At 60.4% G+C, this 13,215-nt stretch carries 12 protein-coding genes, 1 pseudogene and 1 other annotated feature; of the genes and pseudogenes, 4 read left to right on the top strand and 9 right to left on the bottom strand.

Annotated features, from left to right (window positions below; all coding sequences use genetic code 11):
* Positions 1-18 precede the first annotated feature (18 nt).
* On the bottom strand, positions 19-399 hold the full coding sequence (locus LO787_RS04155) for a response regulator (RefSeq protein WP_232494597.1): 381 nt from the start codon (positions 397-399) through the stop codon (positions 19-21).
* Between the two features lie 156 nt (positions 400-555).
* Here LO787_RS04155 and LO787_RS04150 point away from each other — a divergent pair.
* Positions 556-977: pseudogene (locus tag LO787_RS04150) on the top strand (IS3 family transposase); the annotation flags it as partial.
* Positions 837-953 (top strand) — a sequence feature (AL1L pseudoknot). Its footprint overlaps the pseudogene before it by 117 nt.
* 99 nt (positions 978-1,076) lie before the next feature.
* On the opposite strand, the gene LO787_RS04145 reads toward LO787_RS04150, so the two are convergent.
* The gene (locus LO787_RS04145) at positions 1,077-1,895 is read right to left on the bottom strand and encodes a DUF1206 domain-containing protein (protein ID WP_232494596.1); all 819 of its coding nucleotides are present in this window, start codon (positions 1,893-1,895) and stop codon (positions 1,077-1,079) included.
* Between the two features lie 449 nt (positions 1,896-2,344).
* Here LO787_RS04145 and LO787_RS04140 point away from each other — a divergent pair, with 449 nt between their 5' ends.
* On the top strand, positions 2,345-2,869 hold the full coding sequence (locus LO787_RS04140) for a hypothetical protein (RefSeq protein WP_232494595.1): 525 nt from the start codon (positions 2,345-2,347) through the stop codon (positions 2,867-2,869).
* A gap of 559 nt (positions 2,870-3,428) precedes the next feature.
* On the opposite strand, the gene nhaA is transcribed toward LO787_RS04140, so the two are convergent.
* From nhaA to infA, 6 genes are all read right to left on the bottom strand, one after another.
* Positions 3,429-4,739 (bottom strand): Na+/H+ antiporter NhaA, encoded by a 1,311-nt coding sequence (nhaA, locus tag LO787_RS04135; protein WP_232496253.1) that lies wholly within the window; start codon positions 4,737-4,739, stop codon positions 3,429-3,431.
* An 838-nt stretch (positions 4,740-5,577) separates the two neighbouring features.
* On the bottom strand, positions 5,578-5,835 hold the full coding sequence (locus LO787_RS04130) for a hypothetical protein (RefSeq protein WP_232494594.1): 258 nt from the start codon (positions 5,833-5,835) through the stop codon (positions 5,578-5,580).
* Positions 5,832-6,044, bottom strand: a complete 213-nt coding sequence (locus LO787_RS04125) for a hypothetical protein (RefSeq protein ID WP_232494593.1) — start codon at positions 6,042-6,044, stop codon at positions 5,832-5,834. Before LO787_RS04125 ends, LO787_RS04130 begins: the two co-directional genes overlap by 4 nt.
* A gap of 77 nt (positions 6,045-6,121) precedes the next feature.
* Positions 6,122-6,331 carry a cold-shock protein gene (locus LO787_RS04120; protein ID WP_232494592.1) on the bottom strand — a complete coding sequence of 70 codons (210 nt, stop codon included), beginning with the start codon at positions 6,329-6,331 and terminating at the stop codon, positions 6,122-6,124.
* 197 nt (positions 6,332-6,528) lie between these two features.
* Positions 6,529-6,729 carry a hypothetical protein gene (locus tag LO787_RS04115; RefSeq protein ID WP_232494591.1) on the bottom strand — a complete coding sequence of 67 codons (201 nt, stop codon included), beginning with the start codon at positions 6,727-6,729 and terminating at the stop codon, positions 6,529-6,531.
* 260 nt (positions 6,730-6,989) lie between these two features.
* Positions 6,990-7,256: a translation initiation factor IF-1 gene (gene infA, locus LO787_RS04110; protein ID WP_232494590.1), complete on the bottom strand. Its 267-nt coding sequence runs from the start codon at positions 7,254-7,256 to the stop codon at positions 6,990-6,992.
* Between the two features lie 533 nt (positions 7,257-7,789).
* On the opposite strand from infA, the gene LO787_RS04105 reads away from it, so the two are divergent.
* Both LO787_RS04105 and LO787_RS04100 read left to right on the top strand, forming a co-directional pair.
* The gene (locus tag LO787_RS04105; RefSeq protein ID WP_232494589.1) at positions 7,790-11,155 is read left to right on the top strand and encodes a response regulator; all 3,366 of its coding nucleotides are present in this window, start codon (positions 7,790-7,792) and stop codon (positions 11,153-11,155) included.
* Between the two features lie 676 nt (positions 11,156-11,831).
* Positions 11,832-12,812: a PAS domain-containing protein gene (locus LO787_RS04100; RefSeq protein ID WP_232494588.1), complete on the top strand. Its 981-nt coding sequence runs from the start codon at positions 11,832-11,834 to the stop codon at positions 12,810-12,812.
* 2 nt (positions 12,813-12,814) lie between these two features.
* Here the strand turns inward: LO787_RS04100 and LO787_RS04095 are convergent, their stop codons facing one another.
* Positions 12,815-13,114: a hypothetical protein gene (locus LO787_RS04095; RefSeq protein ID WP_232494587.1), complete on the bottom strand. Its 300-nt coding sequence runs from the start codon at positions 13,112-13,114 to the stop codon at positions 12,815-12,817.
* Positions 13,115-13,215 lie beyond the last annotated feature (101 nt).

The raw sequence follows: 13,215 nt of genomic DNA, 5'->3' as shown, positions 1-13,215 counted from the left end.
GCTCTATCGGGCGCAGTTCTAAAAGACTTTTCGGTTCTGCGCATGGGCATCGCGCATCACGCGCACGAGGTCGTCAAGCGAATAGGGTTTTTGCAGCAGGGGAAACCCATGCCGCATGTCTTCCGCAAGCACGTGGCTGTATCCGCTGGTGAGCACCACGGTGAGGCCCGGCCAGCGCGCGCGAATACGTCGGCATAGCTCCACGCCGTCCACGCGGGGCATGACGACGTCGCAAAACACGATGTCGATCTCGTCATGCTCGGCCTCAAGAACGGCTAGCGCGTCTCGCGCGTTTCCGGCCCGGCGTGCTGTGAAGCCTAGGTCGGCCAGCAGCTGGGCGGCGAAATCCCCGACCTGCTGATTGTCCTCGACGATAAGGATCCTCGCGTCGGTGACCATGAACTGATGCGGTCATCTAATCGCAACTCCGTTGGCAAGCAGATTTTGAGCTGACCGTATGCCGGGTTCAGGGTCGTCTTCGCAATCAGCATAGGCTGCCGCATGAACCGCCCCGGAATTGCCGGAGGCCCGAACTCCTGAGAGTGAGGGTCTACGATGAGCAAGACGACGAACAAGTTTGCCCCTGAGGTTCGGCAGCGAGCGATCCGGATGGTACTGGATCACGAGGGCGATTATCCCACTCGCTGGGCTGCGATCACATCGGTGGCCGAGAAGATCGGGTGTTCCGGGCACACGCTGCTGGAATTGGTGAAGAAATCCGAGGTGGACAGCGTCAAGCGCGGAGGCGTGCCGACGGAAACCGCTGAGAAACTCAAAGCACTGGAGCGTGAGGTCCGCGAACGGCGGCAAGCCAACGAGATACTGCACAAGGCGTCGGCATATTTTGCCCAGGCGGAGCTCGACCGTCCGTTCAAGCGATGATTGCCTTTATAGACGAGCATCGCGATGCATATGGGGTCGAGCCGATCTGCCGGGTTCTGCCGATCGCCCCATCCACTTATCACGAGCGCCTTGCCTCTGTATACTACGAGACAGGGTTCCCCAGCCTCAGGCGATCATGTGGTCTAGCCGGTAGAGTTGATTTCGAGACTACGAGCGGTTTGATTCGGCGAGGTTCAAAGCTGCAAGGGCCCCTGTACCTGCGGAACGGAAATGCGCCGGAAACGCGCTTCAACGAGACTGAAGACGCCGAACAGCATTAGCCCAACACCAATTATCGATAGAACCGCCACGCCTTTTGGTTGCGCGCGAAGTTCTTTCAATGCGTCCCCTAAACCGCCAGCCCGGGCGGGATCATGATGAAGCGCAGCGGCAATCAAAAGCCAACCGACCACGGCAAAAACCACAGCGCGCGAGCCGTATCCGAACCTGCCGATCCATCTCACATAAGCCGGGGCTGGCACATCTCCGCCCAGTTCATCAAAACTCGCCTGATATGCTTTGTGCGCCTGCGCAGCGGCGACAATAAACAAAACGATACCTACTCCGATCAACAGTGCCAGACCGCCAGGCATGTCGAGTACCCACGCCGACCAATTTTGCGCGGTCTCGTCCCCCGGACTACCTTGTCTTCCAGATGTCCGCTGTAGAGCAAGTTTTCCCGCTAGGAGGCAGAGCGAGATGTGAGCAGCTCCGCTGATGAGATAGGAGATGCGCTCCACTTTGCCTTTCATGGTACTGCCGCGACCCTCGGGGTCGAGGATACCCTCTGCAATTCTCCAAAAGGCATAACCTGCAAAGCCGACCGCGCAAATCGCCAGCATGACATGGCCCAGTGGCTTTTCGCTGAGGCTGCCGAGCGCGCCCTGGTTGTCGCTCGGTTCTGCCCCTGTCCGCGACGCGTTGAGCGCAAGCCATCCAATCACGATGTAAACGAGCCCGCGAGCAGCGAAACCGAGCCGGGCAAGCGCCGTCATTTTATCGCTGTATGCCATGTCTTTCTCCCAACGCATCCGAAATGCATGGAAGCAACCCGCGTTCCAGGAGCGCGCGTCAACCGGACCGTAGAGCTCACTGGCGACCTCGGCACCCGCGAGTAGCCAGGAGTTCGCTGATGAGTCCCGTTCTCCGCCCGCTGCCGAGACATGGCGCAAACGGTGGAGCTATCGAGGCCGAAGTGAACACGGTCAGCGATGGTTCCGACCTACGTGACCGACGCCGCCTTCCAGATCCCAGCCTCTATCCACCGCCGCAACCGACAATAGATCGTCTTCCAATTCGTGGTGGGTGGAGCCGACGAGCGAGCGGAGATGGAAAGGATCGCTCAAGTCCGCCAGGTTGTCAGCCGCCAGAATTGCACCTTCATGAGAACTGACGAGAACGAGGAACGCAAAGGCGTTTCGTCGCGTTTCTCCTGTGCCACTGCGTCGATGGGAAATGAAAGATGAGATCGCCCGCTTTCATTACAAGCGCGCTGATCATCGGCGTCGTGGGCGCAACCGCACTCGGACTGATCGCCGCGACCACCGTACCCACGCAAATCAGCTCAGTCGAGGACACCTGGCGCGACCGCTATGGCTGGAAAGCCGATATCACTTACGATGGCGGTTCGCAGGAGATCGAGAGCGATGCCCTCGCTGACAACGTGACGCCGACGTGGCTTTTCAATCCTGCATCGCTGCCGACCGGCTTCGTGCAGGACGATCGCGATATCTCGTACAATGACTATGCGCTGCCGTCAGATCGCTATGACTATGTCGAATATCCCGTCGATGATCTGGCCGGGGCTATGACCGCCAGCTACAATGCCGAATCGCTGGCGCTGGAGGATGCGGCCGAGACCGCTGCCCGGTCGGCAGAACAGGTGACGCGCGAGGTGCGAATGGCAGAAGCAGCGCCTGCGGATGCGCAGCTTCACGAGCCGGCGCCCAATTCGGGGGCGGATGCGCGTCCGGTCGGACGGCCCTGAGAACGCGGCCAGCCGTCCAGGCAGGACGCAAGGCTGACCTGCATGCTCGGCGTCGCGTGCTATATCAGTTAGCTCCGTCCTTGGAAGCGATGGATCATACCCATATCGTTCGCATTCAAGGCGTCTTTATCCGGGTTAGCGGCTTGCAATCATTCGCGACCCTCAGCCGTTAAGCCACCAAACGTCTTCCGGGGTGCGGACACTGCGCTTTCCCGCTGGGAAGCAATACGTAATTCATTGAGCGTCGGTTTTGGGAAAGGCAGTTCCCCATTCGACTTTTGCCGAAATTTCATTCATGATCGACGCAGCTATCTGGATTTAGGCGGAGTATAGGACCCTTCACTTTGGTCATTGCCCTTGGGGTCGAAATCTGTGAGGGCTGGCTGCGGTTGACGCGCCATCGTGGCGCTGGTCAGCGAATAGATTAGCTCGCTGCCCAGCCCAGTGGGGCTAGCTCGTCTGCAACATTTTGGATCGACGAGAGGACGCGGCCTTCACGATCGACGACCGCGGGTCGAAGATCGACGGCAGCGGCGATTCCAACGCCCTTCGTTACGGCTCACGTCTTCGGGCGATCACCTGCAAACCGAAGGAAGACATAGCCTGCAAGACCAGCCACTGCCGACGCGGCCAACGTCCCGAGGGATGCCTGCTCGACCAATCTGCTGTCTGCAAATGCCAGGTCGGCTATGAACAGGGAGATCGTGAAACCGATACCGGCAAGGCTGCTCATTGCGAGAACCATGCGCCATGTCACGCCGCTCGGCAGACGGGCAATTCCGGTCCGGGTTCCAAGCCACGAAGCAAACAGAAAGCCGATCGGTTTGCCAAGAACCAGAGCGACGACGACCGCCGGGGCGAGGGGCGATGCTACTGCGTCGGCAAGGGCATCAGGGGTGATAGCCACATGGACATTGCTCAGTACAAACAGCGGCAGGACGAAATAGCTGACCCAGGGGGTCAGGAGCCCGACGAGACGATCGCCGGTGACTTCGGTAGCCGCCGTCATCTCGTCGAGGTATCCGAGGTGCGCCTCAACCTCATGATGGACAGCGCGGCCTGTGCGATCGTCGCCATCGGCCTGGCGCAGCTGCCGGTAGGCATCCTGGAAATCATCGACCTTGCGTTGCACCCCGCGTGAAAAGGCATCCTTGTCCAGCCTCGGGCGGACAGGTGCGACGAAACCGATGACGACGCCGGCAATCGTGGCATGAATGCCGGATGCGAATATCCCGGCCCAGGTTGCTATCGACAGCAACACGTAAGGGAAAGATGAAAACCAGCGCAGCTTGCGCAGCAGCAGCATGATGCCGAACGAGACTGCCGCCACGACAAGGCCGACGACTTCGATCTGCCGGGTATAAGCGCCGGCGATGACCAGCAGTCCGCCGACGTCGTCGATGGCGGCAAACGCCAGCAGCAGCGCGCGGAGACCGGGCGGGAACCGGTCGGACAAGATTGCCAGCAGGGCGAGGCCGAACGCGGTGTCGGTGACGACAACCGTTCCCCATCCCGCCGCTTCCGGACCCTGGCCGGCAATCGCGAGGAAGAGGCCTACCGGCACCATCATTCCTCCGATGGCCCCCAGCAGCGGAAAAGCGGCCGAACGCCATCGCGAGAGTTCGCCCGTGCCGATTTCGCGTTTCATGTCCGTGCCGATGATGACGAAGAACAGAGGCAGGAGCGCGTGGTCGATCCACTCCGCCAGCGAGTGGGAAAGGGAATGCGCGCCCAGACTGATCTCCAGCGACAGGCCCCAGAAATCCTCCCAGCCCGACGCGAGAGGTGAACTGCTCAAGGCAAGCGCGACAAACGTTGCCAGCAGCATCGGCCCGCCGGAAATCTCGTTGCCCGCGAAAAGCGGTTCCACTTTCTTCAAAAAGGCCCTGGAGATAGGAGATGTGACAGCGCGGGCATGTTCGCGCCCGGCGATGCGCGGCCTTATCGCCATGAGCGAGCTTGGCGATACGACGGGCAGGCTGAAAACGGCACTCGTTCCGATCGGGTGAAAGGCAAGTCGGTACGTGGGCGTTTCTTTCCGAGCATAGAGGAGCCAACCGCCGGAGCGGCCGAGCGTTCCAGAGCAGATTCTCAGCGGGTTTTCTTAGGAGCCCCGTTTTTCAACAGCAAACCCGATCTTCGGTTTCGTTCGATGAAACCGCGGCGCGGATGTCTGTCATCGTTGCCCGGCAGTTCCGGGGCTATGGGAGTGCTGTGCGCCGTCGCGCCTAGAATGGATTACCTGAGGGTTCGAGAACGTTCGCGCGAAATGCCGGGCGAGCGCAGGTCTCGACTGCGCTGATTGTGGTCCCGGTGGTACGTTTAGCCAATAAATGGCGCCCAGACTTGGTTGCCCCGAACGGCCGCCTAGAGGCGATGTTGTCTCGCCTTCTACGGCCGAAATGGGCGCGTAAACGCCCTTGCTGCCCTCGACCCATCCCAGCCGTTCAGAGGCGATTTTTCGATTCCCAGGTGCAGACGGGCAGCTTTCCCATTTGGGATACGTTGGACTGGCCGGTAGGCGACTATCCGGTTCGGAGCCGGGTAACGGGATAGCTGACACTCGATCGGAATAGGCTGCCGACCACTTCCGGATGTTCGCAGATTAGCGCGTCAAGAGACGCTACTGCCGAACCCACCATCGGCGCTTCCCGCCGCTGCCAAGAAAGCAAAACTGCGGCTACGATCCTGATCGTTACCGTCCCAGGCTACTTCGGTGCAATGACGCCAGCAAACAACAGATCAAGGTTCAACTGCAAATCCTGGACAGCAGGGTTTCCGGCGTATTTCGGCAGGCCGAACGGGAGGCTCATACTTTCATACATGGCCGAAGTCTCTCCGTCCGTCAGGAAGTCGCGCATCCGCAAAATGTTGGCAAGGCAGACGATCCCATTGATCGCGGAAACGTCCGACGCTTCGTGAGCTTCAATCAGGTTCTTCTCAGTAAGGGTCGGGTTTTCGGTCATTGTGGGACGCTGCTCCATTGGCCTGCAGCAAGTTTCTTCTGAACGGCAAGCTCGCGGCCGCGCGCGACTTCGAGCACCTGGTTGGCCATCGTCCGCCACGCTGTTTCCGAGCGCAATGCGCGTTCCCGCACGTTTACCAGCACAGAGCATGCTGCTTCCTGCGCCGCCTGTTCCGCGCGTTCAATGAGGAAATCGTAGGAAAGTGCCATAAGCATCCACTCCGGGCGCGGGGCAAGAGTTAAGGTGTTCCAGCAATCCCCAAATTGAATGCCAGAACACCCATTGATCAGTCGGCGTTGCTGAGATTAATCGCCGATTCCTTGCCATTGCGGTCGGCCTCAACGTCATAGGACACGCGCTGGTCCTTGCTCAAAGTACCCAGGCCAGCCGCCTGCACGGCAGAGATGTGAACGAAGCTGTCCTTCCCGCCGTTATCAGGCTGAATGAAGCCATAGCCCTTGCCTTCGTCGAAGAATTTTACGGTTCCGATAGTCATGTTCGTTTCCCTTCAAGAAACGGAAGTTGCCGTTAGCGATTGCGGACGGTGTCGTGCGTCAAGTTGTTACTTGAAAGGAAGTCGTCGTCTTGCAGGAATGGAAACGGAGTTTCCAGTTCTGAAATCAAATCGTCGATACCCGCCGAATTTCAACGAGAGCAGGATTGAGGCACCAGCATAAGGCTGGCGAAGTGCTGTCAGGCGGGTACACGCCCAGCAACCTGGGTCATGCTCCATGCGCAGGCTGCTGCGGCGCCCAGTTCACGCTGAAAGACGCTGATCCGGTTAGCTATGGACGAGGCCTCGGCGAGATGCGCCCGGCGATCGTCGTTGCACGCCGAATGATCGGCCCGCATAAGCGCATGCTGGTGAGCAGCGTATTCTTTGTTGATATCCAAGGGCAATCTCCTGCCGGGTGCGGTCATGCCTCGGCTCGACCGCAGGTGTGTTTTTGTTCAGTCGACCATCGCAGCGACGAGACGTCGCAGTTCGAGGGTCGAAAGCATGGCGGAGAAAGACGGGCGCCGCTCCCTGGGCTCGTTGCCCGCCGAATTTTTACTCGACGAGGTGGTGTGGCGCCAAGCAGCGCCAGTATTCATACAATTCATTATATTCCTGCGCGCAGCGGTTTTGCCGCCGCCTTTTTGTTGAAATAGAGTCATTGCCTGATCACACGGCGCCGGACGCCGCCCGGACCTCGCCCGGGTGTCCGTTCGCGATAGATGATCCGACCTCTGGTCAGACCGTCGGGCGTCATTTCCACGTGTACGTAGTCTTCAACGACCGAACGGACCCGGTGAAAGCGCATTTTCCCTGCCGTGTAAGCGATGATCCGATGCCCATTATCGAGTGTCACGCTGAAGCGTCCGTCGGGCGAGATCTCGTTGATCTTGCCCTCCACTGTCTTGAGCTCTTCTTTCGCCAAACCAGTTCCTTGCGCACAAATAATCGCCCGCGAACGGGCGTATCCCGGCACGGAGCCATGAGGATTGAAAAGGAAGAGGTAGGCCGACGAGGCGGCTATCAAATTCCGTCGCAAAAAACGATTAGCTATTTTCTATATAGAGCTATGTTCAAAAAATTGCAAGCTATAACACCAACTGGTCTGAGGCACCCGTTATTGCTTCGCGGCCTCTTTTTTTTAATCGCACCATGCTCCCTAGATCTCCGACCCAAGGAGAAGACATATTGTTGTCGAACACCTTGGGTGGCCGCAAACCGACGACGGCGCCTGACCAAATTGCGAAGTTCGCGGGTCATCAGGCGGAGGCCGGTACACGACAGAATTTGCCGTTCACTCATATAGGCGACGCGAACGGGGCGGATGCGGCTAAAATAGACTTGAACTCGCTCCCTTGACCACGCAAGCGACCTTCTCCTGCCTTCCGCTTTGGAAACCACATGCCCTTCACCTCCATGCGTCCCGCTTCCCCCCGAACTCCTGGTCCTGGGAGAGCAATGTATCGCTGGACCGGGGTCGGGCTTGTTCTGACTATTCTGTTTTTTGTAACCAGCGGATCCGTCGCGTATTACAATGTAAGAGTTCTGCGAGACGATATGCACAAAATCATCCATTCGCACGAGGTGATCGTGGGAATGAACAAGCTCGCTGCTTTGATGCAGGATGCCGAGACGGGGCAACGCGGATATCTTCTGACGGGGAACGACAGATATCTGGATCCATACCGCAGGGCGGTGTCGGATATCGACGCGCAGTTGGACAGGATCGCCGTGCTGATCAGGGACAATGCGGCGCAGCAGGCGCGCCTCCGGCCCTTGCGGATACGGATCGGCGCGAAACTGGCGGAATTGAACGAGACTATCGAAGCCGGCAAATCGAACGGGGTCGCTGCGGCATCCGCGATCGTGAACAGCGACCGCGGCAAGAACGAAATGGACGAATTCCGGACTCAGCTTGAAGTGCTGACGCACGAGGAGGTCCGTTTGCGTGCCGAACGCATTGGCGAAATGGAACGCGCATACCGCTCGGCTTGGGTCAGCGGACTGCTGTCATGTGCGCTGGGAATCCTTCTTACTCTGGTCATCGGCATTTTGATCCGCAGAACGTCGATCGCGACCCAAAGGCAGCAATGGCTGCAAATGGGGCAGGTCGAACTCGCGGCGGCCATGCTCGGTGACCAGACGATCGATGCCTTGGGTGATAGCATCCTGGGCTTCCTCACGCGCTTCGTCGGCGCGCAGGCGGGCGCGATCTTCGCAGCGGAGAACGGACACTTTCGCCGCGTCGCATCCTATGGCGTCGCGCCCGACGCAAAGATCGTGGAGCGGTTCAACCGAAAGGAGGGCCTGCTGGGCCAGGTGGCTGAGAGCGGGGCGCCGGTGGTGCTTGCCGACATTCCTGATGGCTACCTCACCATCGGTTCTTCGCTAGGAAGCGACAAGCCGCGCCATCTCATCATCGCTCCTGCAATTTCGGACGGCGCGGTGCAAGGTGTTTTTGAACTCGGGTTTTTCCAGCCGGTGGGAGAAGACGCGTTGGCCCTTATGGCTGAGGCCTCGAACGGGATTGGCAATGCGCTGCGCTCCGCCCGCTACCGCTCGCAGCTTCAGCACCATGCCGAAGAACTGCAGGTGCAGAGCGAAGAACTGCGCGTCTCCAACGAGGAACTGGAGGAGCAGGGCCGCGCGCTCAAGGAATCGCAGGCGAACCTCGAACAGCAGCAGGTCGAGCTGGAACAGACCAACTCGCAGCTGGAGGAACAGGCGCAGCTGCTGGAAAACCAGCGCGACGATCTCGCCCGCTCGAACGAGGCGGTGGAGGCCAAGGCGGCCGAACTGGAGCAGGCGAGCCGCTACAAGAGCGACTTCCTGGCGAACATGAGCCACGAACTGCGCACGCCGCTGAACTCGCTGCTCATCCTGTCCAAGCTGCTCGGCGACAATCGCGGCGAGAACCTGACCGACGAGCAGGTGCAGTTCGCACGCACCATCGAGTCGGCGGGCAACGACCTGCTGGCGCTCATCAACGACATCCTCGACCTGTCGAAGATCGAGGCGGGGCACCTTCAGATCCGGCCGGAATCGGTGCTGGTGGAGCGCTTCGCGAACGATCTGCGGCAGGTCTTCCAGCCCATCGCCGCCAACCGTGCGCTCGCCTTCGAGATCGCCGTCGCGCCGGGCACGCCGCTGGAAATCGAGACGGACCGCCAGCGGCTCGAACAGATCATCAAGAACCTGCTGTCGAACGCCTTCAAGTTCACCGAGCGCGGCAGTGTCCGCCTCGAAATCGCGCCCGAGGCCGATGGACGGCTGGCGATCGCGGTAAGCGACACCGGCATCGGCATTCCGCCGGAACAGCAGAAGGCGATCTTCGAGGCGTTCCGGCAGGCGGACGGCACGATCAGCCGCAAGTTCGGCGGCACCGGCCTCGGCCTTTCGATCTCGCGCGAACTGGCGCGCCTGCTGGGCGGCTCGATCGCGCTCACCAGCGTGCCGGGCGAGGGCAGCCGCTTCACGCTGACGATCCCGGCGGTCTACGACGCCGCCGAGGTGCAGGCCCCGACCGTCCCGGTCAGCGCCCCGGCCCCGCAGGCCCCCGCCGCGCCGACGGCCCCCGCCCGCGCCGTGCCGATCCAGCGCCAGGTCGAGGATGACCGCGACACGCTCGCTCCCACCCAACGCGTGCTGCTGGTGGTGGAGGACGACGCCAGCTTCGCGGGCATCGTGCGCGACATCTCGCGCGAGATGGGCTTCCAGTGCCTCGTCACCGGCACCGCCGAGGAGGCGCTCAACCTTGCGCGCACATTCAAGCCGCATGCGGTGGTGCTCGACGTCGGCCTGCCCGACCAGTCGGGCCTTGCCCTGCTCGACCGGCTCAAGCGCGATGTCGAGACGCGGCACATTCCGGTCCATGTCGTCTCGGGCAGCGACCATACCCAGACCGCGCTGGCGCTGGGCGCGATCGGCTACCTCATCAAGCCGGTGAAGCGCGAGGAACTGGCGGGCGTGCTGGAAGCGCTGGCGGCCAAGCTTTCGTCCGAAGTGCGCCGCGTGCTGATCGTCGAGGACGACGCCGTGCAGCGCGATGCGGTCAGCCGCCTGCTCGCCACCGGCGATGTCGAGACGGTGGGCGTCGCCAGCGCCGCCGAGTGCCTGGAGGCGCTGCGCGAGGGCACCTTCGACTGCATGGTGCTCGATCTCAACCTGCCCGACGCCAGCGGGTTCACCCTGCTGGAGACGCTGAGCCGCGAGGGCGCCTATGCCTTCCCGCCGGTGATCGTCTACACCGGGCACGAACTGTCGCCCGCCGACGAGCAGCGCCTGCGCCGCTATTCGGATTCGATCATCATCAAGGGCGCGCGCTCGCCCGAGCGGCTGCTGGACGAGGTCTCGCTGTTCCTGCACCAGGTCGTCACCGACCTTCCGGCGGAGCAGCAGACGATGATCCGCGCCGCGCGCAACCGCGACGCCATCCTTGAAGGCCGCCGCATCCTCGTGGTGGAGGACGATGTGCGCAACGTCTTCTCGCTCACCAACATCCTCGAACCGCAGGGCGCGGTGGTGGAGATCGCACGCAACGGGCAGGAGGCGCTCGACGCGCTGGAGGCGGCCTCGGGCGACGATGCGAAGCGGATCGACCTCGTGCTGATGGACGTGATGATGCCGGTAATGGACGGCCTCACCGCCACCCGCGCCATCCGCAAGGATCCCCGCTGGGCGCGGCTGCCGGTCATCACGCTGACCGCCAAGGCCATGCCCGACGATCAGGAACGCTGCATCGAGGCAGGCGCTAACGATTACATGGCCAAGCCGCTCGACGTCGACAAGCTGCTCAGCCTCGTGCGCGTGTGGATGCCGCGATAGGATGCGGAGCCTCGATGATGAACGATGTCCGAGGCCGGTAATTCCCAGTTCCACTTTAAGGCGGAAGCGGTATGTTCAGAAATATCGCGTTCATCGGCGCAATCGTGGTTGCGACACCTGCACTCGCGCAACTTGCCCCAGGGGTCCGGATGGTTCCGGAGATCGGCGCGGCGTATGGGAGGCCTGGGCAAAGCGGAGCGGAAGCGGGCAGCACATCGCCCGTCAAACGACCATCGCGAAGGCAATGGGAGAGCGCAAACTTCCGCTCTCCACCCAATTGCGCCGCTGCCGATCGCGCTAGCCAGGGGAAAGCGGACCTGCAGGTGTCGGAAACGTCAAATCGCCCATCTCACGACCGACTTGGGCGCTCAACTGCCTTTCTTGAAGCCAATTAGTCGGCCCAAAAGGCCGTCGTTGGACTCCTATAAGGCTAAGGCGCCAGTATGTTAGGACATGGCCGATCTCAACGGACACTTTACTATCAGAGACACGAGCGTCCGTCCTTGTTCGATGACGTAATCTCAACGGGAAACCAGAAGGGCTCATTCCATCAGCTGTTGATGATCTGAATCGATCGCGCAAGAAAAGTGATAAGCCTTTTGACGGATGGTCAACCGGGGTCGCATGCAACCGTCTGGTAGCGGTAGAGTTTGATGCGCAGGCGACCTAACCGTGTATGATGGATTTCATGGCAACTCTTCCAGAATTTTCTCCAGCGTCGCTTTCTTCCGTCTCGCTCGCCAGTGTGCTTGATCAAAGCGTCGATTGTGTGAAGCTCGTCGGGCTGAGGGGCGACGTTCACTACATGAACCCTAACGGCCAGTGCGCGATGGAAATCGATGATTTCGATTTGGTGCGTGGCAAGCAATGGGTCGATTTCTGGCCGGAGGAAAGCAAGGCTGAAATCTTAGCTGCCTACGTAAAGGCCGCTGCGGGCGAGGTCGTGCGCTTTCGTGCGTTTTGTCCGACGATGAAGGGCGCTCCCCGGTGGTGGGACGTGACGGTATCCGCTGTTTTGAACGAGGAGCAGCAGCATGCCGGATATGTGGCTATTTCTCGTGACGTTACGGAAAATCAGCAACGCCTGGACACGGCCATCATAACCGCAGACGAACTGCGGCATCGCCTATTGAATTCCTTCTCGGTAATGTGCGCGGTCATGAACCATTATGCGCGTGGAGACGCCAGCCGCGGGGCCTTTGCGAAACAGATGTCGCTCCTGTTTGCAGCCATGGGGAGGGCGAAGACGCTGTTTGCCAACATGCAAGCTCCCCGCAATGTCGATGAGCTGATCTCGGCTGTCTTGTCGCCGTTTGAAAATACCGAGTGCTCCATCACCATCGAACAGCTACCCTGTGCCACGGTTGATCTTGAGTGGGCCAATGCGCTTGCCTTGGTACTTGGCGAGCTAGGCGTGAATTCGACCAAGCACGGTGCCCTTGGATCAGGCGGCAGTATTGTGATCACCGGCAAGCGTACCGAACATGGCTTCACGGTGGTATGGACGGAAAAGTCAAAGAAGGCGGTGCAATGCACCGAGCGCGATGGCGGCCATGGCATGCAGATTATGCAGCGGACCATGCGAACGCGCGGCGGCGCACTGGATATGCGCTGGAGGCGAGATGGGCTGACCGCAGAAATGGCAGTACGTTTCTGAAATCAGTCCGCGAGCATTGCCTCGATAGGCCATTTGAGCCGCATGACGTTAATAGTCACCGACATGCAAAGCCTTGGGTCTAGTTTGGGACGCTTCGTTTCCGCCGCAGCCACGGATTTCAGGTCGGTCATGAGCCCGATGAGGTGCCCAAGCTGAGCACTTATCAGCCCGGCGCCCATTTTCGCCAGCATGTTGTGCGACGGATGGTGCCAGGTTGCCATGAGTTTGACGAAAGCGCACGCGCTTCCTCTACGAACGACAGATAACCACTTATCTTTGCCGCTGGTGAACGCGACGGGCATGGGATACCGGACCGGCGGGTTCTGAGGTCCGCCAAAAAAGGCAGGAATGACCGACAAGGACGCAAAGCGGCTGGCAGATTGCGACCAACTATTGCCGCTCA

Source organism: Novosphingobium kaempferiae, from assembly GCF_021227995.1.
GTDB lineage: Bacteria > Pseudomonadota > Alphaproteobacteria > Sphingomonadales > Sphingomonadaceae > Novosphingobium > Novosphingobium kaempferiae.
The sequence above is the reverse complement of the archived record's forward strand: the minus strand, read 5'-3'. Positions and strand labels throughout refer to the sequence as shown.

Excerpts from the sequence above, each read along its gene's own strand:
- LO787_RS04155 (WP_232494597.1), bottom strand. The coding sequence starts at position 399 with ATGGTCACCGACGCGAGGATCCTTATCGTCGAGGACAATCAGCAGGTC.
- LO787_RS04145 (WP_232494596.1), bottom strand. The coding sequence starts at position 1,895 with ATGGCATACAGCGATAAAATGACGGCGCTTGCCCGGCTCGGTTTCGCT.
- LO787_RS04140 (WP_232494595.1), top strand. The coding sequence starts at position 2,345 with ATGAGATCGCCCGCTTTCATTACAAGCGCGCTGATCATCGGCGTCGTG.
- LO787_RS04130 (WP_232494594.1), bottom strand. The coding sequence starts at position 5,835 with ATGACCGAAAACCCGACCCTTACTGAGAAGAACCTGATTGAAGCTCAC.
- LO787_RS04125 (WP_232494593.1), bottom strand. The coding sequence starts at position 6,044 with ATGGCACTTTCCTACGATTTCCTCATTGAACGCGCGGAACAGGCGGCG.
- LO787_RS04120 (WP_232494592.1), bottom strand. The coding sequence starts at position 6,331 with ATGACTATCGGAACCGTAAAATTCTTCGACGAAGGCAAGGGCTATGGC.
- LO787_RS04105 (WP_232494589.1), top strand. The coding sequence starts at position 7,790 with ATGTATCGCTGGACCGGGGTCGGGCTTGTTCTGACTATTCTGTTTTTT.
- LO787_RS04100 (WP_232494588.1), top strand. The coding sequence starts at position 11,832 with ATGATGGATTTCATGGCAACTCTTCCAGAATTTTCTCCAGCGTCGCTT.
- LO787_RS04095 (WP_232494587.1), bottom strand. The coding sequence starts at position 13,114 with ATGCCCGTCGCGTTCACCAGCGGCAAAGATAAGTGGTTATCTGTCGTT.